Raw genomic sequence first — 24,026 nt, 5'->3', positions numbered from 1 at the left:
CGCGACGGTGCCGGGGACCCTTTGAAAGGGTCTCCGGCACCGTCGCGTATGGCAGTTACGTCACTTCTTCGGGATCCAGGACTCCCAGACGTCCTTGTTCTCCTTGACCCACTTCTTGGCCGCGGCCTCGCCGCTCATCTTGTCCTTGGCGATGGACATGGCGACCTCGTTCTGCTGCTCGGTCGTCCACTTGAAGTTCTTCAGGAACTCGGCCGCCTCGCCGCCGTCCTTGGCGAAGTCGGCGTTGAAGTACTTCTGCAGCGGGGTGTTGGCGTAACCGCACTCGGTCTTGGCCTCGGGCTCGTTGCAGCCCTCCTTGAACTCGGGCAGCTTCACCTCGACCAGGTCCATGTCGGCGTTGGCCCACAGGGGCTCCCACCAGTAGGTGATGAAGGGCTTCTTGGCGGCGTACTTGCCCTGGATCTCCTTGATCTGGGCCGCCTCGTTACCGGTGTCCTTGATCTTGAAGTTCAGCTTGTGGTTCTTGATCAGGAACTCGTCGTACGTGGTGTACGACGGGGCCGCGCCGATGAACTCGCCCTTGCCGCCGCTGCGGTCGCTCGTGAAGTCCTTGGCGAACTTGTTGAGGTTCTTGTAGTCGAGGATCTCGGGGTGCTTGTCCGCGTAGTACTTCGGCACGTACCAGCCGATGTGGCCGGTGACGCCCAGGTCGCCGCCCTTGACGACCGTCTTCTTCTGGTCGATGTAGAGCTCTTGCTTCTTGGGCTGGCCGTCCCAGTCCTCCAGGATCGCGTCGGCCTTGTCGTTGTTCAGCGCGTCCCAGGCGATCGGCTCGTCGAGCTGCTTGAGGTCGACCTTCTTGACGCCGACCTCCTCCTCGAGGAGCACCTTGGCGACCTCGGCGTTGGCGCGTGCGCCGACCCACGAGGGGACCGCGATGGTGACCTCGTCGGAGCTGCCGGAGGACTTGGTGTCGGCGGCGCCACAGGCACTGAGCGCGACCATGGAGGCGGCGCCGAGACCGGCGATGACGGTATTGCGTATCCGCTTGCTGTGGTTCACGAGACTGTTCCCTTACGTAGGCAGGTGAGCGGGATCCGGAGGGGGGAGTACGTCAGCGCAGTGCGCGTTCCTTGACGTCCTTGCCGGGCTGGGAGATGCGGTCCAGGAGCAGACCGAGGCAGACGATCGCGATACCGGCCGTCATACCGAGGCCGAGGTCGCCCTTCGTGAGACCCCTGATCACGTCCACGCCGAGCGCGCCGCCGCCGATGATGCCGCCGATGACGACCATCGAGAGGACCAGGACGACGCCCTGGTTGAGGGCGACGAGCAGTGCGGGCCTGGCCAGCGGCAGCTGGACCTGCCAGAGCTGCTGGCCGGTGGAGGCGCCCAGCGAGCGGGCCGCTTCCAGGGCCGAGGGGTCGATCTGGCGGATGCCCTGGGCCGTGATGCGGATGACGGCGGGCAGCGCGTAGATGACGGCCGCCACCGCACCGGCCGAGGGGTCGTTGCCGAACAGCGCGATCATCGGGATCAGATAGATGAAGGCCGGCAGGGTCTGCATGGTGTCGAGCACCGGACGGATCGTCCGCTCCACCCAGGCGACCCGGGCCGCGAGCACACCGATGGCGAAGCCCAGGACCAGGGTGACCACCAGAGCGGCGATCACCTGCGAGAGCGTGTCCATCGAGCGGTTCCACAGCCCCATCGCACCGATCGCGCCGAGTGCGAGCACGACGGTGACCGCCGCACGCCAGCGTCCCGCGAGATAGGCGAGGACACCCGCGAGGAGGAGCACCGCCCACCAGGGGGTGGCGAGCAGCGCGTCGAACATCGGGTTGATGACGCCACGGGTGAAGCCGCTGGCCCAGGTGAGGGTGCCGCCGACGACCGGGACGCCGGTGCTGAACTCACGCTCGATCCAGCCGACGACGTCGTTGATCGGCTCGGAGATGGAGACGATCCAGTTCTCCGGCCACTCGGTGCGGCCAAGGGCCTGGCCGAGCACGGTGGCGCCCGCGACGAGCGCCGCGATGACAGCCCACAGGATGCGCGTCGCGAAAGCGGTGCGCGGGGGCGCCGAGTCGTCGATGCGTGCGCCGAATCCCGCGGTCGTACGGTCCAGCCAGATGGCGATCAGCACGATCGCGATGCCCGCCGGGGCCGCGAGACCCACGTCGAGGGTGGAGATCGCCTGGAAGATCGGGTCACCCAGACCGCCGGCACCGACCACCGTGGCGAGCACGACCATCGAGAGCGACATCATGATCGTCTGGTTGAGGCCGAGCAGCATCTGCTTGCGGGCCAGCGGAAGGCGGGCCGTCCACAGCCGCTGCCAGGCGCTGGCGCCGAGTGACTGCGAGGCCTCAAGGGCGGCCGCGTCGGCGCCGCGCAGGCCGAGCGAGGTGAGCCGGGCCATCGGCGGGGAAGCGTAGATGACGGTCGATATGAAGACGGCCGGGGTGCCGACGTCGAACATCATCACGAAGGGCAGCAGATAGGAGAAGGCCGGAAGCACCTGCATGGTGTCGAAGACCGGCCGCAGGATCCGCTCGGCGCGGTCCGAGAGTCCGGCCGCGAGTCCGAGCAGCACACCGACCAGCGCCGCGACGGCCACACAGACCACCATCAGGGCGAGGGTCTCCATCGCCTCTTCCCACACGTCGAGCACGCCGATCACGGCGAAGGTGGCGAAGGCGGTGCCCGCGAGGGTCAGCGAGCGGCGGCGCAGGCCTGCCCCGCCCGCGTACCAGGAGATGAGTACGGCGGCGACGGTCACACCGATGAAGCCGAGGCTCTCCAGACCGCTGAGCACACCTTCCACCGCGGATTCCGAGGCGTTGCTGATGTGCAGCAGGAAGTACAGGAAGATCCAGTGGCGGTCGCGGTTCTGCGCCATCCACGTGTTGACGTCGTCGAGCGGCGAGCGCACGTCGAAGGTCAGGTCGGAGGGCCAGACACCGTTCGCGGTGACGGCCGCCGAGACGACCGCGACAAGGACGGCGACGAGCAGCGCGATGGCCTTGGGGTTGCGCACGAGAGCGGCCAGCGGCCCGGGGCCCTCAGTGGGGCCCGGCGGGGACACGCTGTCCTTCTTCTCCAGTACCGGAGACGGGGCGACACTCATACAGCCGCCACCTCCTTGTCCTGGGGGTCGTTGTCGAGGCCCGCGACCACGGCGAGCAGCTGCTCGTGGTCGACGACGCCGAGGGTGCGGCCGCCGTCCACGACGCGGCAGTGCTCGCCGCTGCGCGCGACGGCCTCGATCGCGTCGACGACCAGCGTGTCCGGGCCGATCGCGGCACCGGAATCGGCCTCGTCGCCCACGGCGGGGCGCATGGCGCGGCGTACGGAGATGACCTGCTCGCGCGCCACGTCCTGGACGAAGTCGCGGACGTAGTCGTCGGCCGGGTTGGCGACGATCTCCTCGGGGGTGCCGAGCTGCACGATCGCGCCGTCCCGCATCAGCATGATGCGGTCGCCGAGACGCAGGGCCTCGCTCAGGTCGTGGGTGATGAAGACCATCGTGCGGCCCTCCTCACGGTGCAGGCGGATGACCTCTTCCTGCATGTCCCGCCTGATCAGCGGGTCGAGCGCGCTGAACGGCTCGTCGAAGAGCAGCACTTCGGGGTCGACGGCGAGGGCGCGGGCCAGGCCGACGCGCTGCTGCTGGCCGCCGGAGAGCTGGGTGGGCCGGCGGTTCTCAAGCCCTTCGAGGCCGACCTTGGCGACGACCTCCATGGCCTTGGCGCGGCGCTCGGCCTTGCCGACGCCCTGGATCTCCAGGCCGTACGCGACGTTGTCGAGGACCGTGCGGTGCGGAAGCAGGCCGAAGTTCTGGAAGACCATCGCGGCCTTGTGGCGGCGCAGTTCCCGCAGCTGGTTCTTGTCCATACCGAGCACGTCCGCGCCGTCCATGGATATGGAACCGCTGGTCGGCTCGATGAGCCGGGTCAGGGTCCGCACCAGCGTGGACTTGCCGGATCCCGACAGACCCATGACGACGAAGACCTCGCCGCGCTGGACGTCGAAGCTGACGTCCCGCACGGCCGCCGTGCAGCCGGTGCGCTCGCGCAGCTCGGCCGTGGAGAGACCCGCGTACTCGGCATTGCCCGGGATCCGCTGGGCCTTGGGGCCGAAGACCTTCCACAGGTCCCGGACGGTGAACACGGGCGCCGCGGACTCGGTCGCGGCCGTCTTGTCAGTGGTGGTGGTCATCGGACATCACTCCCGGTCAGCAGTTCCGCGCACTTTTCCCCGACCATGAGCACTCCGATCATCGGGTTCACGGCCGGCATCGTCGGGAAGACGGATGCGTCCGCGATTCGGATTCCTTCGAGTCCCCGGATCCGCAGACCGGGGTCGACCACGGCGAGTTCATCAGTGGAGGCACCCATTCGGCAGGTCCCTGCCGGGTGATACACCGTGTGCGCGGCCTTGCGCACGAGCTCGCTGATCTCGGCGTCGTCGGTGACGTCGGGGCCGGGGAACACTTCCCGCTTGAGCCACTTGGCGAACGGCTCGGCCTGCGCGACCTTGCGCGCCAGCTTGATGCCGTCGACGAGCGTCTGCCCGTCGTAGTCACCCTCGTCCTCGAAGTACTTGAAGTCGAGGGCGGGCTTGACCTCGGGGTCCGCGGAGGTGAGGTAGAGACGGCCGCGCGCACGGGACTTGGGGATGTTCGGCGTCATCGATACGCCGTGCTCCGGGCGTTCGTAGCCCAGGCGCTCCGGGTTGTCCGTGAACGGGATTTGGTAGAAGTGGAACATCAGGTCCGGGCCCTTGTGGTCCGGGTCCCGCTTCACGAAGAGGCCCGCGTCGGAGTCCATCGCGGAGTTCCCGGGGATGGGCCCGTTGGTCTCCCAGACGATGACCGACTCGGGGTGGTCGATGAGGTTCTCGCCGACGCCCGGCAGGTCGTGCACGACCGGGATACCGAGGGCTTCGAGGTCCTTGGCGGGGCCGATGCCGGAGTGCATGAGCAGCCGCGGCGTGTCGACGGCGCCCGCGCAGACAAGCACCTCGCGGCGGGCGGTGAGCAGCTGCTCCGCGCCGTCCTTGGTACGGATGTGGACGCCGCGGGCGGTCTTGCCCTCCAGCTCCAGCTTGGTGGCCCACGTCTCCAGGAAGAGGTGGAGGTTCGGGCGGTCACCGGCCTCCATGTGGGGGTGCAGGTAGGCGACCGACGCGGAGGAACGCTTGTTGTTCTCCGGGTGGTACGAGAGGTCGAAGAAGCCGACGCCCTCGTCGAAGGGCTTGTCGTTGAAGCCGACGACCTCGGGGACGCCGAGCGCGGTCTTCGTCGCCTCGACCCAGTCGGTGGCGATCTGGTTCTGGTCCTTCTTGGCGACGCGCACGACGTTGTTGCGCAGCTTGCCGTAGAAGGGGTCCATCGCCTTGGCGTTCCAGCCGGTGGCACCCGCCTCTTCCCACTCGTCCCAGTCGGACGGCAGCGGCTTGAAGGAGATCAGGGTGTTGTGCGACGAGCAGCCGCCGAGCACCTTGGCGCGGCTGTGCAGGATGTGCGAGTTGCCCCGCGGCTGCTCGGTCGTGGTGTAGCCGTAGTCGAGGTCGCCGCCGAGCAGGCCGAGCCAGCGGCGGAGCGTCAGGACATCGTCGCGGTCGATGTCGCTGGGGCCGCCCTCGATGACGGCGACGGTGACGTCCGGGTTCTCGGTGAGCCGGGACGCGATCACCGATCCTGCGGTGCCGCCACCGACGATGACGAAGTCGTACTCGGTCTGGGACATGCGGTTACTCCAACGTTCTGCGCGTAATGAGCGGTCGTACGTATCGAGGGCTCAGCCCGCGAACCAGCGCACCGGCGCGGGCGCCAGGTTCTGGTAGATGTGCTTGGACTCCCGGTACTCCGCGAGCCCGGCGGGTCCGAGCTCGCGCCCGACGCCGCTCTTGCCGAAGCCGCCCCACTCCGCCTGCGGCAGGTAGGGGTGGAAGTCGTTGATCCAGATGGTGCCGTGGCGCATACGGCGCGCCATCCGGCGTCCGAGACCGGCGTCGGTGGTCCAGACGGCGCCCGCGAGACCGTACTCGGTGTCGTTGGCGAGCGCTACGGCCTCGTCCTCGGTGCGGAAGGTCTCCACCGTCAGGACCGGTCCGAAGACCTCTTCGCGTACGACCTTCATCTCGCGGTGGCACTGGTCGAGCACCGTCGGCTCGTAGAAGTACCCAGTAGCGGGGCGGGCGTCGCTCGGCTCGGGGCGCTTGCCACCGGAGCGGAGCACCGCACCCTCCTCCAGAGCGGACGCGACGTACATCTCGGTCTTCTCGCGCTGCTGCTGCGAGACGAGCGGACCGCACTCGACGCCGTCCTCCGTGCCCCGGCCGAGCTTGATCTTGCTTGCCCGGCGGGCGAGTTCGGCGACGAAGCGCTCGCGGACGGACTCCTCGATGATGAGGCGGCCGCCGGCGGAGCAGACCTGACCGCTGTGGATGAAGGCGGCGTTGAGCGCCTGGTCGACGGCGGTGTCGAAGCCCTCTTCGGTGGCGCAGGCGTCGGCGAAGACCACGTTGGGGTTCTTGCCGCCGAGTTCGAGGGCGACCTTCTTCACACCGAGCGCGGCGGCCTGGGCGACCTTGGTGCCGGAGACGAGGCCGCCGGTGAAGGAGACCAGGTCGACGTCGGGGTGGTCGGAGAGCCGGGCGCCGACGGTGTGGCCGGGACCGGTCACGATGTTGGCGACACCCGCGGGGAGACCGGCCTCGACGAGCAGCTCGATGAGCGCGACCGTGGTCAGCGGCGTGATCTCGCTCGGCTTGATGACGAAGGTGTTGCCCGCCGCGAGCGCCGGGGCGATCTTCCAGCTGGCCTGCAGGAGCGGGTAGTTCCAGGGCGTGATCATCGTGCAGACGCCGATGGGCTCGTGCACGACGACGCTGTGGATGTCGTCGGATCCCGCGTCGACGACACGGCCCGCACCCTCGCCGATCACCAGGTCGGCGAAGTAGCGGAAGGCGTCGGCGACGCAGTCCACGTCGACGCGGCCCTCTTCGAGGGTCTTGCCGGCATCGCGGCTCTCCAGGAGCCCGATCTCTTCCCGGTCGCGTACGAGGAGGTCGGCGACGCGGCGAAGCAGCGCGGCACGCTCGGCGACCGGAGTCTGAGGCCACGCTCCGTGGTCGAACGCCTCGCGGGCGGCGGCGATGGCCGCGTCGGCGTCCTCGGTGCCGCCTTCGGCGATCACTGCGAACGGCTTGGCATCCGCCGGGTCGAGGATCTCGCGCGTGGCGCCGGAGAGGGCGTTAAGCCACTCTCCGCCCACATGGATGGTCTGTTGTGCGGACACGTCCCGTTCGCCTTCCGTTCCTGTCATATGCCCCGCCTGTCACTCGCGGTAGCCGGGTCCACCTGCCCTCGGGTGAAGAAACCATGCGTATTACATGGCCGAAAGTGCGCTGTGTCACTGCCCGTGCAGGCACTCGGGGCGAAACGTACGCTCGAAGAGGGGTTTGTCACTGGAGGTGGCGTAATGCGCAGAATTTCCAGGAAGCGGGCGTGGGGAACAGCGGCCTGTACGGCGGCCGCACTCCTGGCCGCCCCGGCGGTCGCACTCGCCGACACGGACGACCTCAGCGCGCAGGAGATCTCCGACAAGGCGGAGAAGGAACTGCTCGACGCCAAGTCCGTCCATCTCGAACTGGAGCAGAAGGGCAAGGACCTCGACGACGACGAGCCCGCCACGATGAAGCTGACCCTCGACCAGGACGACAACTGCGTCGGCTCGCTGACCATGGCGGACAAGGGCGGCAGCCTGGAGCTGATCAAACAGGGCGAGCGGGTCTGGATGAAGCCCGACGCCGCCTTCTGGAAGGCGCAGCTCCCCGGCGGCCAGGGCGAGGCCGCGGCCGACATCATCGGGGACCGCTATCTCTACGGCACCACCAGTGACGCCCTGCTCAAGGACATGGCCGGGGTCTGCGACCTGAAGGAGATCCAGAAGGAGGTCCGGGACGAGTCGGGCGACGAGTCGACGCTCAAGAAGGGCGAGCGGACCAAGGTCGACGGCACCGACGTCATCCCCGTCACCGGCAGGGACGACGGCAAGACCACCACGATGTACGTCGCGGCCGAGGGCACTCCGTACCTGGTCAGGGCCACGGAGAAGGGGGAAGGGACCGACTCGACGCTGACGCTGTCCGAGTACGACAAGCCGGTGCCGAAGGACACCCCGTCCGACGAGGACTCGGTGAACGTGTCGCAGCTGCAGGGCGTACAGGACGGCGGACCGGCGGGCAGCTACTGAGCGACCGCTGCGCTCACGCCTCGGGGCCCTCGAAGTCCTCGGGCTCGTCCTTCACCGCGAGCCCCGCCACCCACAGCGGCATCAGCCAGTGCAGGACAAACAGGGTGAACAGGACGGGGAAGAGCAGCTCGTCGGTGTCCCAGCCCTGGATCATGGCCTGGCCCGCACCGACGACGGCGGCGAGGAGCAGCCACAGCATGAGCCCCCGCGCGCGGGCCTCGATGCGGGCCTTCTCGGCGCGCTGCCGCTCATCGAGGGCGCGTTCGCGCAGTTCGACGAGGCCGCGCGTCGCGCCGTTGATGACGCCGGTGGCGAAGCACCACGGCAGGATCAGGGCGACCATCGTCCACATCGCCCACCGTTGATCGCCCACGACGGTCAGCAGCCAGGCCGCGTCGCTCGCCACGGTGAGCGCGATGTGCGCGCCGACCGCGAGCCGCCTGCGCGCGGCGGTGGCGTAGAGGGACGCCGCCTCCCGCCGGTTCATGAGCGCGAACATCCGCCGGTCGTACCCGGTCATCCCCCGCGCCTGCTGGTCCGTCATCATCCCTGACTCCTCCCGTAGACCTCATCCGTGAGCGGGCGGAACGGCCGGAGCGAGAACAACGCCTCCACCGGCAGCCCGAAGAACTCCGCGATCTTCAGCGCCAGGTCGAGGCTCGGGTTGTACTGCCCACGCTCGATGTAACCGATGGTCTGGTAGTGGACCCCCACTGCCTCGGCCAGGCTCTGACGCGACACTTTCCGCTCCGCGCGCACCATCGCCAACCTGTTGTGCACTTGCTCGCTCATGTATAAGAAGTACTACATCGGCGAGTACGTTGACAACAGGGGGTGGGGTGGATGGGTGCCGCGCCTAGTCGGCCGGCTCGGGGCAGATCTCTTCCGGCGGGCAGAACCATGCGAGGGCCGTCTCCATCAGCGCCTCCTCGTCGGACCTGCCGTCCGCGTCGGCGCCGTACACGGCCAGGGCGTAGAGCTCGCCGTCCACGGACTCGAAGCGCTGGTCGATGACGTACCAGGGACCGATGTCCGGCTCATCCTTGAGCGAGTCGGCGAGGTAGTCGAGCCGGGCGCTGGGGCGGCCGCCGACGGCGGCGCGCGTCAGGTCGAGCCGGTCGAAGCCGTCGGGCAGCCGCCGCTTCGGCTGGTCCAGCCACACCTGCAGCGATTCATAACCGCTCGGCTCCTGCACCTTGTACACCTGGAGCCTTCGACTCCCGTCGAAGTTGCGGTAGTTGACGATGTCCGGGCCGTACACGGCGTCAGCCGTCGAGCGGGTCCAGCCCTCATCGGGGAGGGCGAGCCGGTAGCCGAAAGCGTCCTGCACGGTCTCGTATCCGTCGGGCGGACCGCCCGACGCGGAGGGCGACGGGGCGTCCTCGGGGCTCGCTTCGGGCTGCTCGACCGGCATCAAGTACCCCGTCGGCTCCGGTTCGTCCTTCCAGCCGAGCGCCCAGCCGCCGAAGGCCAGGCCGCAGACCGCGAGGACCGTCACGACGCCGCGCATTGCCTTGCCCTGGCGCACCGCGTCCCGGTCGTGGAGCTCGGCGATCCGCCGCTCCTGCTCGTGACCGACCCACTCCTGGCGGTCGGCGTCGAAGATCCGCACGGTCGTTTCCTCAGCCGGTGATCTGGGCGATCGCCTGAATGACCGCCGTGACGGACGCGGCCGTCGCGGCGGCCGCGGTGTACTGCTCAAGGCGACCGCGCAGCCGCGCGAGCAGCCCGCTGTCGCTGCGCCCGCTGCGGCCGATCTCCCGCTCCACCTCGTCCAGTTCGGCGTCGAGCGCCGCTTCGTCGGGCGTACGTTCCGGCGCCTCGGGCAGCCGGCCGCGCAGGGCCCGCACCTGAGCGAGCAGGTGCTGGTGCTGCGGATCGGCCGTCACCACCGAGTAGTTGGTGGAATCGGCCCTGCCGTGCGAGCCGAAGGCCTGCGAGCCGCCGGTGATCGACCCGATCTGGACGTGCGCGCCGCCGCTCTCCCCGTCGCCGCTCATACCGTGCTCCTCTCGGTGTGCGTGGCCTGGCCGTGGGCGCCGGTGGCGAGGGCGCCGCCGGACATCTCCTTGATGTAGACCCCGCTGTTGTTGATCTGCGTGATGTTCTGTTCCAGGCGGCCCGTGCGGTAGCCGCCCGCCCGCAGCGCGTCGCGTACGCCCTCGCCGATGCGGTCCTGGAGGGTGCGGATGTAGCGGGCGACGTCCATCTCCTGGAAGAGGGAGAGTTCGTCGGTGCTCGCCAGTTGGCGCAGCGAGACCAGCGGGGCGTCCGGCGGCGCCTGGGCCGGGCCGCTCAGGCCGATCCTGGAGCACAGGGCGCGCAGCACACGGGCGGCGCGCGGCGCGGGCACAGGCCCCTCGGGCTGCGCGAGCCAGAGCCGGAACGAGGTGCCGATGGAGGGCAGCGCGCGCAGCGCGGCGATGCCGACCGCCACGCCGACCGCGGGCCCGTCGACGAGGGCGCGCAGGGCGTCGCGGACGGGGCCCTCCGGTTCGCGCGCCACGATCGTGTCGACCTCGCGGAACTCGGGGACGATCGGCCCCAGCACGTGCGGCACCACTTCGAGTACCAGCATCCCGCCCTGTGTGTGCACCCGGACCAGGAGCGAGACGACGACCTGTTCGTTCCAGGCGCCGACCCTGATGCGCAGGAAATGCCGCCGCGCCTCGCCGCCCTCGCCCGCGGCCCGTGCGATGTGCCGCTCGGTCTGCTCGGTGTCGTAGACCCCGGCGGTGTCGTGCCCCTGACCGGTGTAGAGCTGCTCGTCGCGGCCCGCGCCCGCGGGCAGATAGACGAACTCCTCGATCTCCAGGTCCCGCAGCCGGTCCACGCTCGTGGCCTTGGCGGAGGTGCGCAGGTCCTTCAGGCGGGGCCTGATCATCTCGATGACCTCGCGCGCGGAGAGCGGCTCGTACGCGCGCTGCTTGGGCAGGCCGCCCTCCGACTCGGTGTCGGCACGCTGCAGTTCGAGCACGACGGACCACGGCTTACGGGGCTTCCCGGCCCCCAAGAAGGGCCGGTTGGCGTCGTAGAGGGTGACCTTGGCGTCCTGTTCGCGGCGGATGCAGTCGGCGATCGGGCTGAAGCGTGCGGGCAGTGCGGGCTGCTCGGTCTCGGCGAAGGTCTGCCGCGCGAGCCGCGTACGCAGCATGCGCTTGCGCAGGTACTGGTGACGCCACACCACGGCCGCGACGAGCAGCGGGAAGATCACCGGGTACGGGGTCTCCTTGATCTCGACGAACGCGGAGAACGTGTACGAGACGGCGCACCACCACGCGAACCCGGTCACCAGCCAGCCGATCCGGCGCCGCAGCCAGGCCAGCCACGGCGGCAGGTTCAGCTTCCGCAGCACGCTGCCGTCGGCGCCCCGGCCGGAGAACACCCGGGCCAGCCACAGCAGCAGGACGACCACGGCGTACGACAGCGCCGAGCCGCCCGGCACCAGGCCGCCGAACGTGCCGGGGCTCGAAGCGCCGAACTCCTCGGGGTCGAAGGCGAGCAGCACGAGGTCCGCGCCGGATACGCCGGAATCGCCGCCCTGGGAGTCCTCAAGGGCGTCCCAGGCAAGGACCGCGTCGGTGACGAGGAACCCGATCCACACCGCTGCCAGGAGCAGCGCGGTGGTCACCTCTTCACGCCGGGCCCGCAGAGCGTGCGCGAGCACCGGAAGCACATCGGCCCCGAACGGCGGCGCCACCGGGCGCTCCGCGTGATCGACGAGCTCGGACACGACCCGGCTGCGGAACACCGCGTCCAAGTGGACGCCGGCACACAGCAGTCTGGTGGCCTCGGTGTTACCTGCCATGGCCAACTCCGTTGAGATAAAGAGGAGTTGGAGGTTAGCGGTGCATGTGCGCAGGGGCCACAGGAAGGCGCACATGCCCCTCGAATAGGTGAAACGCCTACACCCGTTCCGGTGAAAGCAGATCCCGCACGCACCCCCGCAGCCACGCGTGCGCCGGATCCGCGTCGTGCCGGGGATGCCAGGCGATGGCAAGGCGCAGTGGCGGCAGGTCGAGCGGGACGGCGAAAGTGACCAGGCCCAGGGTGTCGGTCAGCGGCCGGGCCCAGGACGTGACCAGGCCCACCAGGTCGGTGCGGAGCAGCACGAAGAGGGAGGACGGATAGGTGCCGACACTGCCCACCACCCGCCGCTCCAGGCCCAGTTCGGCGAGCGCGGCGTCCAGCGGGCCGTGCAGTCGGCCCTTGCGGGAGACCGTGATGTGATCGGCGGCGGCGAACCGCTCGGGCGTCAACTCGCCGTGCAGCAAGGGGTGTCCGGGACGTACGACACCCAGCATCCGGTCGTCGTGCAGCCGCTCGATCCGCACCTCGGGCGCGACCGTGTCGATCACCCCGACCTCCAGATCGGCCGTGCCCTCGCGCAGCACGGGCGCGTCCACATGGCTCTCGCCGAGGAACCGGATGCGTACGCCGGGGGCCTCGGCCGCCGCACGGGCGAAGAGGGCGGGGCCGTACGCGGCGGCGATCGCGTCGTGCCCGAGGACGGTGAGGGTGCGGGACACGGTCCGCAGGTCGACCTGGCCGGGCCCTGCGAACAGGGCACGCGCCCGCTCCACCACCGCACTCACCTCCGCCCGGACGGCGAGCGCGTGCGGTGTGGGGACCATCCGCCGTCCCGCGCGCACGAGGACGGGGTCGCCGAGCGCCTTGCGGATGCGGCCCAGGGTGCGGCTCATCGCGGGCTCGGACAGATGCAGGCGGCGGGCGGCGCCGGACACGCTCTCCTCGTCGAGGAGTACGTCGAGGGCGAGCAGGAGGTTCAGGTCGAGGCCACGGCCCGGGTCGGACGGCGCCACTTCGGAATGCGCCACTGTGGAACGCGCCTCTTCTGAATGCGTCACGTGCATATATCCCTTGCAAAGGTTGCACTGGAGATCAGGTAGGCGGCGAGCCTACGGTGACGGGGCATCCCACATCACGCCACGACGCTCCCTGGAGGAGCCTTGCCCTCGCCTGCCCGAAACCGGACCGAGCCGCTCAAGCAGCTCAAGCGCCCGGCCGAACTCACCCTCTGCGCCTGTGTGCTCGTCGCGCAGAGCATGGTCGCCGCCATCAACCTCCTCATCCCGCAGCTGACTTCGTCGTCCGTCCACCCCTCGTCGAGCGAACTGCTGTGGACGGTCGACGCGTACGTCATCGTCTTCGCGGGGCTGCTCATCCCCGCGGGCGCCGTCGGCGACCGCTACGGGCGCAAGGGCGCGCTGCTCTGCGGGCTCGGCCTCTTCGCCGCGGGCGCCACGATCAGCGCGCTCGCCACCGGGCCCGTCCCGCTGATCGCCGGACGCGGAGTCTCCGGCGCGGGAGCCGCGCTGATCATGCCCGCGACCCTGTCGATCCTGGTGCGCACCGCATCGCCCGAACACCGGCCGCGCGCGGTCGCCTCCTGGGCGCTCGCCGCCGGGCTCGGCGGCTTCGCGGGGAACGCCGTCGGCGGCCTGATCGGCCAGTATCTGCCGTGGCGCGCCCTGTTCTGGGTGATGGTGCCGCTCGCCGCGCTCCTCGCCCTGGCCGTGGTGCGCACAACTCCCCGCACGGAGAAGTCGGTCGGGGCCGCCGTCGATCCCCTCGGCGCCGCCCTTCTGACCGGCGGTCTCGTCGCAGTGCTCTTCGGCATCATCGAGAGCCCGACGCACGGCTGGACGTCGGCGCGCATCGTCATCGCCTTCGGGGTGGGCGCGGCGCTCATCGCCGTGTTCGTGGGGCACGCGCTGCGCTCCCGCTCCCCGCTCTTCGACCCGCGGGTCTTCGGGTCCCGCCGGCTGCGGGCGGCGACCCTCGGTACGGCCGCGTCCTTCTTCGGCCTCTTCTCGCTCTTCTACGTCAACTCGCAGTACCTGCAGTACGTGAAGGGGTACGGCGCCGCCCGCGCGGGCCTGGCCATCGTCCCGCTCACCGTCGGCATGATCCTGGTCCCGAGGCTCGCGGCACGCTGGTCGAAGCGGCCCCGTCCGCTGGTCGGCGGCGGACTGCTCCTGATCGGGCTCGGCCTGCTCGGCGCTTCCACGGCGGACGCGGGCACGCCCTACGCGGCGTACGCCTGCTGGCTGCTCGTCATTTCGGCGGGCACGGGTCTCTCCACGCCCGCACTCGCCCTCGGCGTCGTCTCGTCGCTGCCGCCGCACCAGGCGGGCCTCGGCTCGGGGCTCGGCACGTCGGCGCGGGAGGTCGGTGCGGCGCTCGGGGTGGCCGTCACGGGGACGGTCCTCGCCTCGCACCCGGGGTTCAGCTCCGGGATGGAGGCGGCGCTGCGGGTCGTGGGACTCACGGTGGTGGCCGCGGCGGCCCTGGTCACCCTCGGGTACCGGACCGGACGCACGACGCCCCCGGCTGCCGATCGAGCGGCCGCCGGGGGCGAAGTGGACGAACGCGCGTACAGGCAGAGCCGTACGCGATGACGTACTGGACGTACGCGATGACGTACTAGATGAGGCCGAGGCCGCGGACCGCGTCGCGCTCCTCGGCGAGCTCCTGCACGGACGCGTCGATGCGCGCACGCGAGAACTCGTTGATCTCCAGGCCCTGGACGATCTCGTACTTGCCGTCCTTGGTGGTGACGGGGAAGGAGGAGATCAGGCCCTCCGGAACGCCGTACGAACCGTCCGACGGGATACCCATGGAGGTCCAGTCGCCGTCCGCCGTGCCGTTCACCCACGTGTGGACGTGGTCGATGGCGGCGTTGGCGGCGGAGGCAGCCGAGGACGCGCCACGGGCCTCGATGATCGCGGCGCCGCGCTTGGCGACGGTCGGGATGAAGTCGTCGGCGAGCCAGGCCTGGTCGTTCACGACCTCGGCGGCGTTCTTGCCGGCGATCTCCGCGTGGAAGATGTCCGGGTACTGGGTCGCCGAGTGGTTGCCCCAGATGGTCAGGCGCTTGATGTCGGCGACCGACGTGCCGGTCTTCTTCGCGAGCTGCGACAGCGCGCGGTTGTGGTCGAGGCGGGTCATCGCGGTGAAGCGCTCGGCCGGTACGTCCGGGGCTGCGGCCTGCGCGATGAGCGCGTTGGTGTTGGCCGGGTTGCCGACGACGAGGACCTTGATGTCGTCCGCGGCGTTGTCGTTGATGGCCTTGCCCTGCGGCTTGAAGATGCCGCCGTTGGCCTCGAGGAGGTCGCCGCGCTCCATGCCCTTGGTGCGAGGGCGGGCGCCGACGAGGAGGGCGACGTTCGCGCCGTCGAAGGCGACGTTCGGGTCGTCGCTGATCTCGATCGAGTTCAGCAGCGGGAAGGCGCAGTCGTCGAGCTCCATGGCGGTGCCCTCGGCGGCCTTCAGCGCCGGCGTGATCTCCAGAAGGCGCAGGTTGACCGGCACGTCCGCGCCGAGCAGGTGGCCCGATGCGATGCGGAAGAGCAGCGCGTAGCCGATCTGGCCGGCCGCGCCGGTGACGGTGACATTCACGGGAGTGCGGGTCATGGCGGTCTCCGTAATACAGCTGGCGGTGGGGGTCCCTGCCCCTCGTGGCTGGATCCCCTGCCGACGCCCTCGTCGATCGCCTCTCGATGATCGATCTCTTGGCATCAAGAGAGATCCGGAGTCAGGCTATACCGCCTCGGGCGGGCCGGTGCGCCGGGTCCGTGTGGCCCCGCGCACACGGTGGCGGCCGCCACCTCGGGAGGGGGGAGCGTGGCGGCCGCCCGGGGGTGTGACCGCACTCCCGTGGGGGTTACGGTGCGCCTTCCCGGGCGCCGGGGATCCATGCATGCGGAATTGAACCACTGCTTCGCGGCGGATCTTCTCCCGCCCACCCAGCGGATCTTCTCCCGCCCACCCACCCGATTACCCGGCAGCCCGTCCGCCCCGTTGTGGGCAGGCGTTGGGCACAACACCGCGCCGCCGGGCACCGGTACAACCACGCGTCCGCCTACTTCGTGCAGCCGGTGACGCCCGTCTTCAACGTCGCGCACGCCTCCGCCGACGCCCCGTCCTTCACCGCCGTCATCGGCGTGTACGCGTCGAAGTCCGCGTTCACGGTCCCCGCCTGCTTGGCGCCCCCGCCGGCCGAGATCGTCACCTTGTCCCCCACAGCCGCCTGCGTGATCCGCGCCCACGCGGCCCCGCAGGTCTTGCTGTAACGGACCTCGATCAGCGCCTTGCCGACGGTCGCGCGCGTCGTCGTCCTGGCCAGTTCGCCGCCGCAGCCCATCGTCTCCGGGTCCTTGCCGGTGCAGCTCTTGCCGCTGCACTCGACGCCCGCGGGCAGATCCGCGTCACTCGTGGTCGGCGAGGCCGGCGGCTTCGCGCCCTCGTCGCCCTTGTCGTCCTTGCCGAAGTCCGTCAGGAAGACGGCCGCGGCTATGACCACGAGCGCGCCGACCGTCCCCGCGAGGAACATCGTCAGCTTCCTGCGCCGCCGCTGCCCGTCGGGCGAGTCCCCGCCGCGGCGCGGCTCCTGCGTGCCGGGCGGCGCGACGGCGGGCCCCAGGCCGCCGTCCCCGACGCCGTAAGAGGAAGCAGCCCCGTACGCCCCGGCTCCCGCGCCCGCTCCCATGCCCGCGCCGGACGGCGATCCCTGCGGAGGCGCCGTGGGCGCGACGCCCGCGGGACCCGCGACCCCCGTCATGCTCCGGCCGCCACGGCCACCGGCGTCGACATCGGTGGCTCCGCCGCCGCCCGCCGAGCCGCCCCGCGCCGTGCCCGCACCGCCCTTGCCCTTGCCCTTGGGCGGGTTCGGCCCCAGTTCCCCGAGCGCGGCCCGCGCCTGGGAGATCCGAATGGCCTGCATGGTCATGTCGTGGCGCATCTCGGAGCGGCTCCAGGCGCGCTCCGCGAGCTCCCACATGGTGATGAGGTGAACGGGGTTGGTGCCCGTCACCTCGGCCAACGCGACGATCGCACCCTTCGGGGCGAGCAGCCGCCCGTTCAGATAGCGCTCCCACGACGTCTTGCTGTACCCGGTGCGGTCCGACACCGCGGCGATGCTCAGACCACTGCGGTCGACGAGCCTGCGCAGCTGATTGGCGAACTCCCTGACCTCCGGATCAAGCTCATCCGGTAGCGCCTTCCAACGAGGCATTACTCCCCCTATTCCCCCCGTACGTGCCTACTTGCCCCCGCGCGTGATGCCCCCTGCCCTGCCAAGGGGCAGCCCCCGCTGCCCCTGTCATGGACTACCCAGAGGGATGCACAAAGTCAGGATGTCAGTTCCCAGACTGGGGGCGCACGGGAGCACTTCGGGCCACCGGCGTGCACCGTCGCACTCCTCGCGGTCCAGCGTCCAGTGTCCCACCGCTGTCCCGCATCACAATCCGGAACCCCAGGTAGCGGCCCGGGACATCCCAAAACATCCCGAATGCACCTGTTGAACCTTTTGTGAGCAGCGGGCAGGAGGCAGCATCGGAGAGGCCAACGCACCACCTAGGGGGGATCAGATGCGCATCAGCAAGGGCAGGTCGAAGCGGCTGCTCGGCTCGGCCGTCACCGTGACGGCGGGGGCCGCGCTCGCGCTCGGGGGCACGGCGTCGCTCGCACAGGCGAGCGGTCCGCACGTCATCGACGGCAAGGGTGCCGCGTACAACGACTGGGGCGACGAGGGCGACCTGTCCCGCCACAGCCACGCGAACAGCAACGCCACGCGGCTCTGGCAGACCGTCCTGTACGCGGACGGGGCGAAGTGGAAGGACAGCAACGGCAACCGGCACACGTTCAAGAAGTGGGACATCGACGGCAGCTTCGGCCGGAAGACCGAGTCGGCCACCAAGTGGTGGCAGCAGCGCGAGGACGTGGAGGACATCGACGGAATCGTCGGCAAGGAGACGTTCGGCGTCGCGGACGACTACCTGGACGGACCGGGCTACAACGGCCGGGTCACCTACAGCGGCTACAAGCACGACGTCACCTTCAAGCGCCTCGGCAGCACGTATTACGTGAAGATCGGCGACCAGTGGAAGAAGGCCGCGTACAACTGGCGCGGCTGATCCCTGACTTCACCAGCACCCCCGACTTCACGCACCCCCGACTGGGGCCGTCACTCCGTGGCGGCCCTAGGGCCTGTCCGATGGGTCCGGCCGGGGTCGCGACCCCTGGCACGCACATCTGCGGCGTTGTCGTCGGTTGCCAACGCTCCGCGTTGTCGCCCTCCTCCGCCTTGCAGCTGCACGCACCAGGGCCCGCTCGGCCCTGCTGAACCGGCACCCGGCGCAAAGACCGGCCTGACCCATCGGACAGGCCCTAGGCTGGAGGGCGTCCCGGTCCGGCGTTTCCGAGGGGGCAGCGTGTCCACGATGGTGATGACCGGCGGCACTTCCGGCTTCGGAGCGATCGCGGCCGAGCGGCTGACGCGGTCGGGCGATGTACGGCTGCTCCTGGGCGCACGCCGGACGACGGCGGTCGGCGATCGGATCCCGCTCGACCTGGCGGACCTCGCCTCGGTGCGCACCTTCGCCGCGACGGTCCGCGAACGGCTCGGCGACACCCCCGTCGACGCCTTGGTGCTCAACGCCGGCGTGGTCCTCCCCGACGTCACCCGTCGCACGGTCGACGGCTTCGAGACGGCCTTCGCCGTCAATCACCTCGCGCACCATCTGTTGCTGCGCCTGCTCCTGCCGGCGCTGGCGGACACGGCGACCGTGGTGCTGACCACGAGCGGTACGTACGATCCCGCCAACCACGCCGGTCTCACGCCGCCCCGGCACGCCGACGCGGAGCTGCTCGCGCACCCCGACCGGGACCCCGGCCTCGACGCCAAGCCGCGCAACGCCGGTGAGCACGCGTACACCGCGTCCAAGCTGTGCGCCGTGCTCACCGCACGGTCACTCTCCGAGCACCCCGGCTTCCGGACCGGTGGCCGCACGGTGGTCGCCTACGATCCGGGGCAGGTCTTCGGGACAGGTCTGGCCAAGCAGCTGTCGTTCCCGCTGCGGACGGCCTGGGCGCTGCTCGGCACTCCGGTCATCGGCCGGACGCTGCGCAGGTTCAACCGCGATCTCAACAGCCGCCCTGACGCCGCGAACACCCTGGCCGACCTGGCCATGGGCGGCGTGAAGGCCCCGGCAGGACGCGTGCTCGTCGCCCTGCGACGCGCACGGCTCAGCTGGCCGGACCCGTCCGATCTGGCGCGCAGGGACGAAGTGGCGCAGGCACTCTGGAACGACAGCGGCAGACTCGTCGGCCTTTCGCCCTGACGCGCGACGTCCGTCTCAGGGCACGGAATCCGCTCGCCAGACCGCCCGGCGCGCTGCTTACATCGCCCCATGAGTGATCTCCACATCCGCTGTGCGTCCCCGTCCGACATCGACACCGTGCTGCGGTTCTGGCGCGAGGCCGCGGAAGGAACGAGCATCAGCGACGACCGGGCCGGAGTGGCCCGGCTCGTCGAACGCGACCCCGAGGCCCTGCTCATCGCCGAGCGCGACGGCGTCATGGCGGGCACCGCGATAGCCGGCTTCGACGGCTGGCGCTGTCACCTCTACCGCCTCGCCGTGCACCCGGACCACCGGCGTCAGGGCGTGGGCTCGGCACTGCTCGCCGCGGCCGAGGAGCGCTTCGTGGGACTTGGGGGGCGCCGCGGCGACGCGATGGTCCTGGACCGCAACGAGCTCGCCCATCACACCTGGCGCGCCGCGGGATACGCGCCCGAGCCGCAGTGGAGCCGCTGGGTGAAGCACCTCTAGGTCCCAGTCCGCGGACGCCCGCACGAGCGGATTTTGCTGGTCCTTTACTATGTACGCACCACTCGATTCAACTGAGATTCAAACTGAAAGGTGTGAGCGTCCGCCCATGGGCGAGCCTCCCAGTACCCGACATCGCGCATTCCCCCGGTCCCTGTCCGATCATGGGACGGAGGTGACCCGATGACCGAAGTGCTCCTGCTCCTCGTGGCGGTGCTGCTTTCGCTGGCGTGCGGCGTCTTCGTGGCGGCGGAGTTCTCCCTCACCACGGTCGAGCGCAGCGAACTGGAACGAGCGGCCGAACGCGGCGAGCGCGGCGCCGCGGGCGCGCTCAAGGCCGTCAAGAACCTCACCTTCCAGCTCTCCGGGGCACAGCTGGGCATCACCGTCACCAATCTGGTCGTCGGCATGCTCTCCGAGCCCTCCATCGCCAAGCTGATCGCGGGCCCGCTGCGCTCCATGGGCATCTCCGCATCGGTGGCCTCGTCGGTGGCCCTGGTCATCGGCACGGCCCTGTCGACGGTCTTCCTGATGGTCGTCGGTGAGCTGGTGCCCAAGAACTGGGCGATCTCGTCGCCGCTGGCCGTCGCCAAGCGGGTTGCGACACCGCAGCGCCTGTTCAGCGCCGCGTTCCGCCCCTTCATCGCGCATCTGAACAACACGGCGAACCACTCCGTACGCCGCTTCGGCATCCAGCCCACCGAGGAGCTGGCCAGCGCGCGCAGCCCCAAGGAGCTGGTGGCGCTCGCCCGGCACTCCGCCAGGGAGGGCGCCCTGGAGGCGGACACCGCCGAGCTGTTCGTGCGCACCCTCAACCTCGCCGATCTGTCCGCGGAGAACGTGATGACGCCGCGCGTGCAGGTCATCGCCCTCGACGCCCTCGCCACCTGCGAGGACGTCGCTAACGCGACGCGCGCGACGGGCCTGTCCCGCTTCCCCGTCTACCGCGGCAACCTCGACTCGGTCGTCGGTGTCGCGCACATCAAGGACGTCCTGGCGATACCGGCCGAGCGCAGGGCCCGCTTCCCCGTCGCCGAGCTGATGCGCGAGCCCCTGCTCGTCCCGGAGTCGCTCACCGTCGACCGGCTCCTCGACCGGCTCTCCGGCAAGCGCACGATGGCCGTGGTCATCGACGAGTACGGCGGCACCGCCGGTGTCGCGACCCTGGAGGACATCGTCGAGGAGGTCGTCGGCGAGGTGCGGGACGAGCACGATCCGCACGAGACGCCCGACATCGCCGCGGCGGGCACCGACGACGATGGCCGGACGCTCTACTCCGCCGACGGCTCGGCCCGCACCGACCAGCTGGCCCGCGTCGGCCTGCGCGCGCCCGATGGGCCGTACGAGACGCTCGCAGGTCTTGTCGCCACCGAGCTCGGCCGCATCCCGGCCGAGGGCGACAGCCTCGAGGTGGGCGGCTGGCGGCTCGACGTCGTGGACGCCCGCGGCCGCCGCGCCGCCCGCGTCCTGCTGCACGCACCCCTGCACGACGACCACCCGGAGGAGGAGCGATGACCGCCGTCCAGTTGCTGATCGGCCTGGCGACGCTCGTCGTCAACGCCTTCTTCGTGGGCGCCGAGTTCGCGATCATCTCCGTACGCAGAAGTCAGATCGAGCCGTACGCCGAGGACGGCGACCGGCGCGCGAAGAGCGTGCTGTGGGGTCTGAAGCACGTGTCGGCGCTGCTCGCCGCGGCGCAGCTCGGCATCACGCTGTGCACCCTGGTGCTCGGCATCGTCGCCGAGCCCGCGATCGCGCATCTGCTTGAGCCGCTGTTCGACGCGGTCGGCGTGCCGCACGGTCTGGTCCACCCGATCTCGTTCGTCATCGCGCTCGCCCTGGCAACGTATCTGCACATGCTGCTCGGCGAGATGATCCCCAAGAACATCGCGCTGGCCGAGCCGGTGCGCTCGGCGCTGCTGCTCGGCCCGCCGCTGGTCGCGCTTGCCCGCGCGCTGCGCCCGGTGATCTTCGCGATCAACGCGTTCGCCAACGGCCTTCTGAAGCTGCTGAGGGTCGAGGTGAAGGACGAGGTGTCCGCGACCTTCTCGGACGACGAGCTGGCCCGGATGGTCAAGGACTCCGGTGACGCGGGTCTGCTCGACGACCGTGCACAGGAACGGCTGCACGACGCCCTCGAACTGGGCCGCCGCCCGGTCAGGGACGTGGTGCTCCCGCTGGAGCGGGTGGTGTACGCGCATGTCGGCGTGACGCCGGAGCAGTTGGAGCGGCTCTCGGCGGAGTCCGGGTTCTCCCGCTTCCCCGTCGTGGACGAGGGCCGCCGCATCGTCGGCTATCTGCACGTCAAGGACGCGCTCGACCGGGCGCCGCGCGATCTGCCGTTCCGGGTGCCGGACATGCGGAAGATCGCGCAGGTGCGGGAGTCCACGCCGCTGGACGACGTGCTGACCGCGATGCGCGGCAGCCGCACGCATGTGGCGGCGGTGCGCGGCTCGGACGGCAGGCTGGCCGGGATGGTCACCATGGAGGATGTGCTGCGGGAGCTGTTCGGTCAGCCCGCCTGAGCCGAGGGGGATGCGAACGTTGAGTCAACTCGTCCTGCGCGACGTGTCGTACGGCTATCCGGAACGGCCCGTACTGGAGCGGGTCTCGCTCTCGGTGCGCCCCGGCGAGAAGGCGTGTGTCATCGGCGAGAACGGCTCGGGCAAGTCGACGCTGCTCCGTCTGATGGCGGGCGAGCACGTGCCCGCCGACGGCGAGGTGGCCGTCGTGTCCGACGGCGGCACCGGCTATCTCGCCCAGACGCTGCGCCTTCCGCCGCACGCCACCGTGCAGGACGCGGTCGACGAGACGCTGGCCGAACTGCGGGATCTGGAGCGGCGGATCGGCGATGCGGAGGCCACGCTCGGCTCGGCGGGGCCGGAGGGCCTCGCCGCGTACGGGGATCTCCTCGCCGCCTTCGAGGCCCGTGACGGCTACCGCGCCGACGCCCGTCTGGAAGCCGCGCTGCACGGTCTTGGCGTCCCGCATCTGGAGCGTTCGCGCACCCTTGGCTCGCTGTCCGGCGGCGAGTCCGCGCGCCTCGCGCTGGCCTGTGTGCTCGCCCCGCAGCCCGAACTCCTCCTCCTGGACGAGCCGACCAACCACCTGGACGACCAGGCGCTCGGCTGGCTCGAGGAGCGGCTGCGCGCCCACCGGGGCACCGTCGTCGCCGTGACCCACGACCGGGTCTTCCTGGACCGGGTCGCGGATGTGATCGTCGAGGTCGACGGCGACCGCAGGTCGGCGGCCCGCTACGGCGGCGGCTGGCACGGCTATCTGGAGCAGCGCACCACGGCCCGGCGCCGCTGGGAGGAGCGCTACCGGCGGTGGAGCGACGAGGTCGCGCGCCAGGAGCGGCTCGCGGAAGGCGGCTCCGACCGCCTCGCGACGGGCTGGCGGATGAGTTCGAGCCCGCGTTTCGCGGGCCATCAGCGCTCGGTGGAGGGTCAGCTCTCCGGTGTCGTACGCAATGCGCGCGAGCGGCTGCGCAGGCTGCGCGCGGAGCCGGTGCCGCGCCCGCCCGACCCGCTGCACTTCACGGTCGGTGACGGCATCGAGGGCGGTGACCACCCCTTCGTACGTCCGGCCTCGCTGACGGACGTCACAGTGGGCGAGCGCCTCACCGTCGGCCACCTGCTCCTGGAGCCGGGCTCGCGCACCCTGGTCACCGGGGCGAACGGCGCGGGCAAGTCGACGCTGCTCGGTGTGCTCGCGGGCGTGGTCGCCGCGGATCGCGGGGATGTCGAACTCCCGGCGCGCGTAGGCCACTTGCCCCAGGAGATCGCGTACATCGCCGACGAGGACACCACCAAGACGCTGCTCGACGCGTTCGCGGCGGGGCTGCCTGGCCTGCCCGAGGAGCACGCGCCCGGGCTCATCGCCCTCGGCCTGTTCCGGGAGGAGGACCTCGCCGTGCCGGTGCGGGGCCTCTCCGTGGGCCAGCGCCGCCGCCTGGCGCTGGCCCGCCTGGTGACCCGCCCGGCCGACCTGCTCCTCCTGGACGAGCCGACGAACCACCTCTCCCCCGCGCTGGTCGAGGAGCTCGACGAGGCGCTCGCGGAGTACCGGGGCACGCTGGTCGTGGTGTCCCACGACCGCAGACTGCGGCAGCGGTTCCGGGGCGAGCGGGTGCGGGTGGAGGCGGGGCGACTGCTTGCGGAGGCGTAGC

At 70.5% G+C, this 24,026-nt stretch carries 21 protein-coding genes; 8 read left to right on the top strand and 13 right to left on the bottom strand.

Annotation, left to right across the window (positions count from 1 at the left end; all coding sequences use genetic code 11):
- Positions 1-60: 60 nt before the first annotated feature.
- The 5 genes from AB0O76_RS15080 to AB0O76_RS15060 form a co-directional block, all read right to left on the bottom strand.
- Complete coding sequence (locus AB0O76_RS15080) at positions 61-966, bottom strand: glycine betaine ABC transporter substrate-binding protein (protein WP_365490657.1); 906 nt, start codon at positions 964-966, stop codon at positions 61-63.
- A 109-nt stretch (positions 967-1,075) separates the two neighbouring features.
- Positions 1,076-3,091, bottom strand: coding sequence for an ABC transporter permease subunit (locus AB0O76_RS15075; protein ID WP_365490040.1), 2,016 nt, complete (start codon positions 3,089-3,091; stop codon positions 1,076-1,078).
- The gene (locus AB0O76_RS15070; RefSeq protein ID WP_365490037.1) at positions 3,088-4,182 is read right to left on the bottom strand and encodes a glycine betaine/L-proline ABC transporter ATP-binding protein; all 1,095 of its coding nucleotides are present in this window, start codon (positions 4,180-4,182) and stop codon (positions 3,088-3,090) included. The genes AB0O76_RS15075 and AB0O76_RS15070 overlap by 4 nt, the downstream gene beginning before the upstream one ends.
- On the bottom strand, positions 4,179-5,714 hold the full coding sequence (locus AB0O76_RS15065; RefSeq protein ID WP_365490034.1) for a GMC oxidoreductase: 1,536 nt from the start codon (positions 5,712-5,714) through the stop codon (positions 4,179-4,181). The genes AB0O76_RS15070 and AB0O76_RS15065 overlap by 4 nt, the downstream gene beginning before the upstream one ends.
- 51 nt (positions 5,715-5,765) lie before the next feature.
- Entirely contained in the window at positions 5,766-7,295 is a 1,530-nt protein-coding gene (locus AB0O76_RS15060) for an aldehyde dehydrogenase family protein (protein ID WP_365490031.1), read from the bottom strand.
- Positions 7,296-7,451: 156 nt separating this feature from the next.
- Here AB0O76_RS15060 and AB0O76_RS15055 point away from each other — a divergent pair, with 156 nt between their 5' ends.
- Positions 7,452-8,225 carry a hypothetical protein gene (locus tag AB0O76_RS15055; protein ID WP_365490028.1) on the top strand — a complete coding sequence of 258 codons (774 nt, stop codon included), beginning with the start codon at positions 7,452-7,454 and terminating at the stop codon, positions 8,223-8,225.
- Positions 8,226-8,238: 13 nt separating this feature from the next.
- On the opposite strand, the gene AB0O76_RS15050 is transcribed toward AB0O76_RS15055, so the two are convergent.
- From AB0O76_RS15050 to AB0O76_RS15025, 6 genes are all read right to left on the bottom strand, one after another.
- Complete coding sequence (locus AB0O76_RS15050; protein WP_365490025.1) at positions 8,239-8,772, bottom strand: hypothetical protein; 534 nt, start codon at positions 8,770-8,772, stop codon at positions 8,239-8,241.
- Entirely contained in the window at positions 8,769-9,017 is a 249-nt protein-coding gene (locus AB0O76_RS15045) for a helix-turn-helix transcriptional regulator (RefSeq protein WP_266870156.1), read from the bottom strand. Before AB0O76_RS15045 ends, AB0O76_RS15050 begins: the two co-directional genes overlap by 4 nt.
- A 64-nt stretch (positions 9,018-9,081) precedes the next feature.
- Positions 9,082-9,837, bottom strand: a complete 756-nt coding sequence (locus tag AB0O76_RS15040) for a hypothetical protein (protein ID WP_365490022.1) — start codon at positions 9,835-9,837, stop codon at positions 9,082-9,084.
- Positions 9,838-9,847: 10 nt separating this feature from the next.
- Positions 9,848-10,225 (bottom strand): hypothetical protein, encoded by a 378-nt coding sequence (locus tag AB0O76_RS15035; protein ID WP_365490019.1) that lies wholly within the window; start codon positions 10,223-10,225, stop codon positions 9,848-9,850.
- Positions 10,222-12,033, bottom strand: a complete 1,812-nt coding sequence (locus tag AB0O76_RS15030; RefSeq protein WP_365490016.1) for a hypothetical protein — start codon at positions 12,031-12,033, stop codon at positions 10,222-10,224. Before AB0O76_RS15030 ends, AB0O76_RS15035 begins: the two co-directional genes overlap by 4 nt.
- Positions 12,034-12,130: 97 nt before the next feature.
- Positions 12,131-13,048: a LysR family transcriptional regulator gene (locus AB0O76_RS15025; protein WP_365490654.1), complete on the bottom strand. Its 918-nt coding sequence runs from the start codon at positions 13,046-13,048 to the stop codon at positions 12,131-12,133.
- Between the two features lie 225 nt (positions 13,049-13,273).
- Here AB0O76_RS15025 and AB0O76_RS15020 point away from each other — a divergent pair, with 225 nt between their 5' ends.
- On the top strand, positions 13,274-14,647 hold the full coding sequence (locus tag AB0O76_RS15020) for an MFS transporter (RefSeq protein WP_365490651.1): 1,374 nt from the start codon (positions 13,274-13,276) through the stop codon (positions 14,645-14,647).
- 25 nt (positions 14,648-14,672) lie between these two features.
- On the opposite strand, the gene AB0O76_RS15015 is transcribed toward AB0O76_RS15020, so the two are convergent.
- Positions 14,673-15,662: a malate dehydrogenase gene (locus tag AB0O76_RS15015; protein ID WP_365490013.1), complete on the bottom strand. Its 990-nt coding sequence runs from the start codon at positions 15,660-15,662 to the stop codon at positions 14,673-14,675.
- 448 nt (positions 15,663-16,110) lie between these two features.
- Complete coding sequence (locus AB0O76_RS15010; RefSeq protein ID WP_365490010.1) at positions 16,111-17,262, bottom strand: DUF2690 domain-containing protein; 1,152 nt, start codon at positions 17,260-17,262, stop codon at positions 16,111-16,113.
- A 355-nt stretch (positions 17,263-17,617) separates the two neighbouring features.
- Between AB0O76_RS15010 and AB0O76_RS15005 the strand changes: the two genes are divergently transcribed.
- The 6 genes from AB0O76_RS15005 to AB0O76_RS14980 all read left to right on the top strand — a co-directional run bounded on the left by AB0O76_RS15005 (position 17,618) and on the right by AB0O76_RS14980 (position 24,025).
- Complete coding sequence (locus AB0O76_RS15005) at positions 17,618-18,163, top strand: peptidoglycan-binding domain-containing protein (RefSeq protein ID WP_365490007.1); 546 nt, start codon at positions 17,618-17,620, stop codon at positions 18,161-18,163.
- Between the two features lie 306 nt (positions 18,164-18,469).
- Positions 18,470-19,369 carry an SDR family NAD(P)-dependent oxidoreductase gene (locus AB0O76_RS15000; RefSeq protein ID WP_365490648.1) on the top strand — a complete coding sequence of 300 codons (900 nt, stop codon included), beginning with the start codon at positions 18,470-18,472 and terminating at the stop codon, positions 19,367-19,369.
- 69 nt (positions 19,370-19,438) lie between these two features.
- Positions 19,439-19,858 carry a GNAT family N-acetyltransferase gene (locus AB0O76_RS14995; RefSeq protein WP_365490004.1) on the top strand — a complete coding sequence of 140 codons (420 nt, stop codon included), beginning with the start codon at positions 19,439-19,441 and terminating at the stop codon, positions 19,856-19,858.
- Between the two features lie 180 nt (positions 19,859-20,038).
- Positions 20,039-21,370 carry a hemolysin family protein gene (locus AB0O76_RS14990; RefSeq protein ID WP_365490001.1) on the top strand — a complete coding sequence of 444 codons (1,332 nt, stop codon included), beginning with the start codon at positions 20,039-20,041 and terminating at the stop codon, positions 21,368-21,370.
- Positions 21,367-22,380, top strand: coding sequence for a hemolysin family protein (locus AB0O76_RS14985; protein WP_365489998.1), 1,014 nt, complete (start codon positions 21,367-21,369; stop codon positions 22,378-22,380). Before AB0O76_RS14990 ends, AB0O76_RS14985 begins: the two co-directional genes overlap by 4 nt.
- A 10-nt stretch (positions 22,381-22,390) precedes the next feature.
- A complete protein-coding gene (locus AB0O76_RS14980; protein ID WP_365489995.1) occupies positions 22,391-24,025 on the top strand; it encodes an ABC-F family ATP-binding cassette domain-containing protein in 1,635 nt (544 codons plus the stop codon).
- Position 24,026 lies beyond the last annotated feature (1 nt).

The sequence above is a fragment of the Streptomyces sp. NPDC086554 genome (assembly GCF_040686095.1).
Lineage (GTDB): Bacteria > Actinomycetota > Actinomycetes > Streptomycetales > Streptomycetaceae > Streptomyces.
This window is presented reverse-complemented; position numbering and strand designations above follow the sequence as displayed.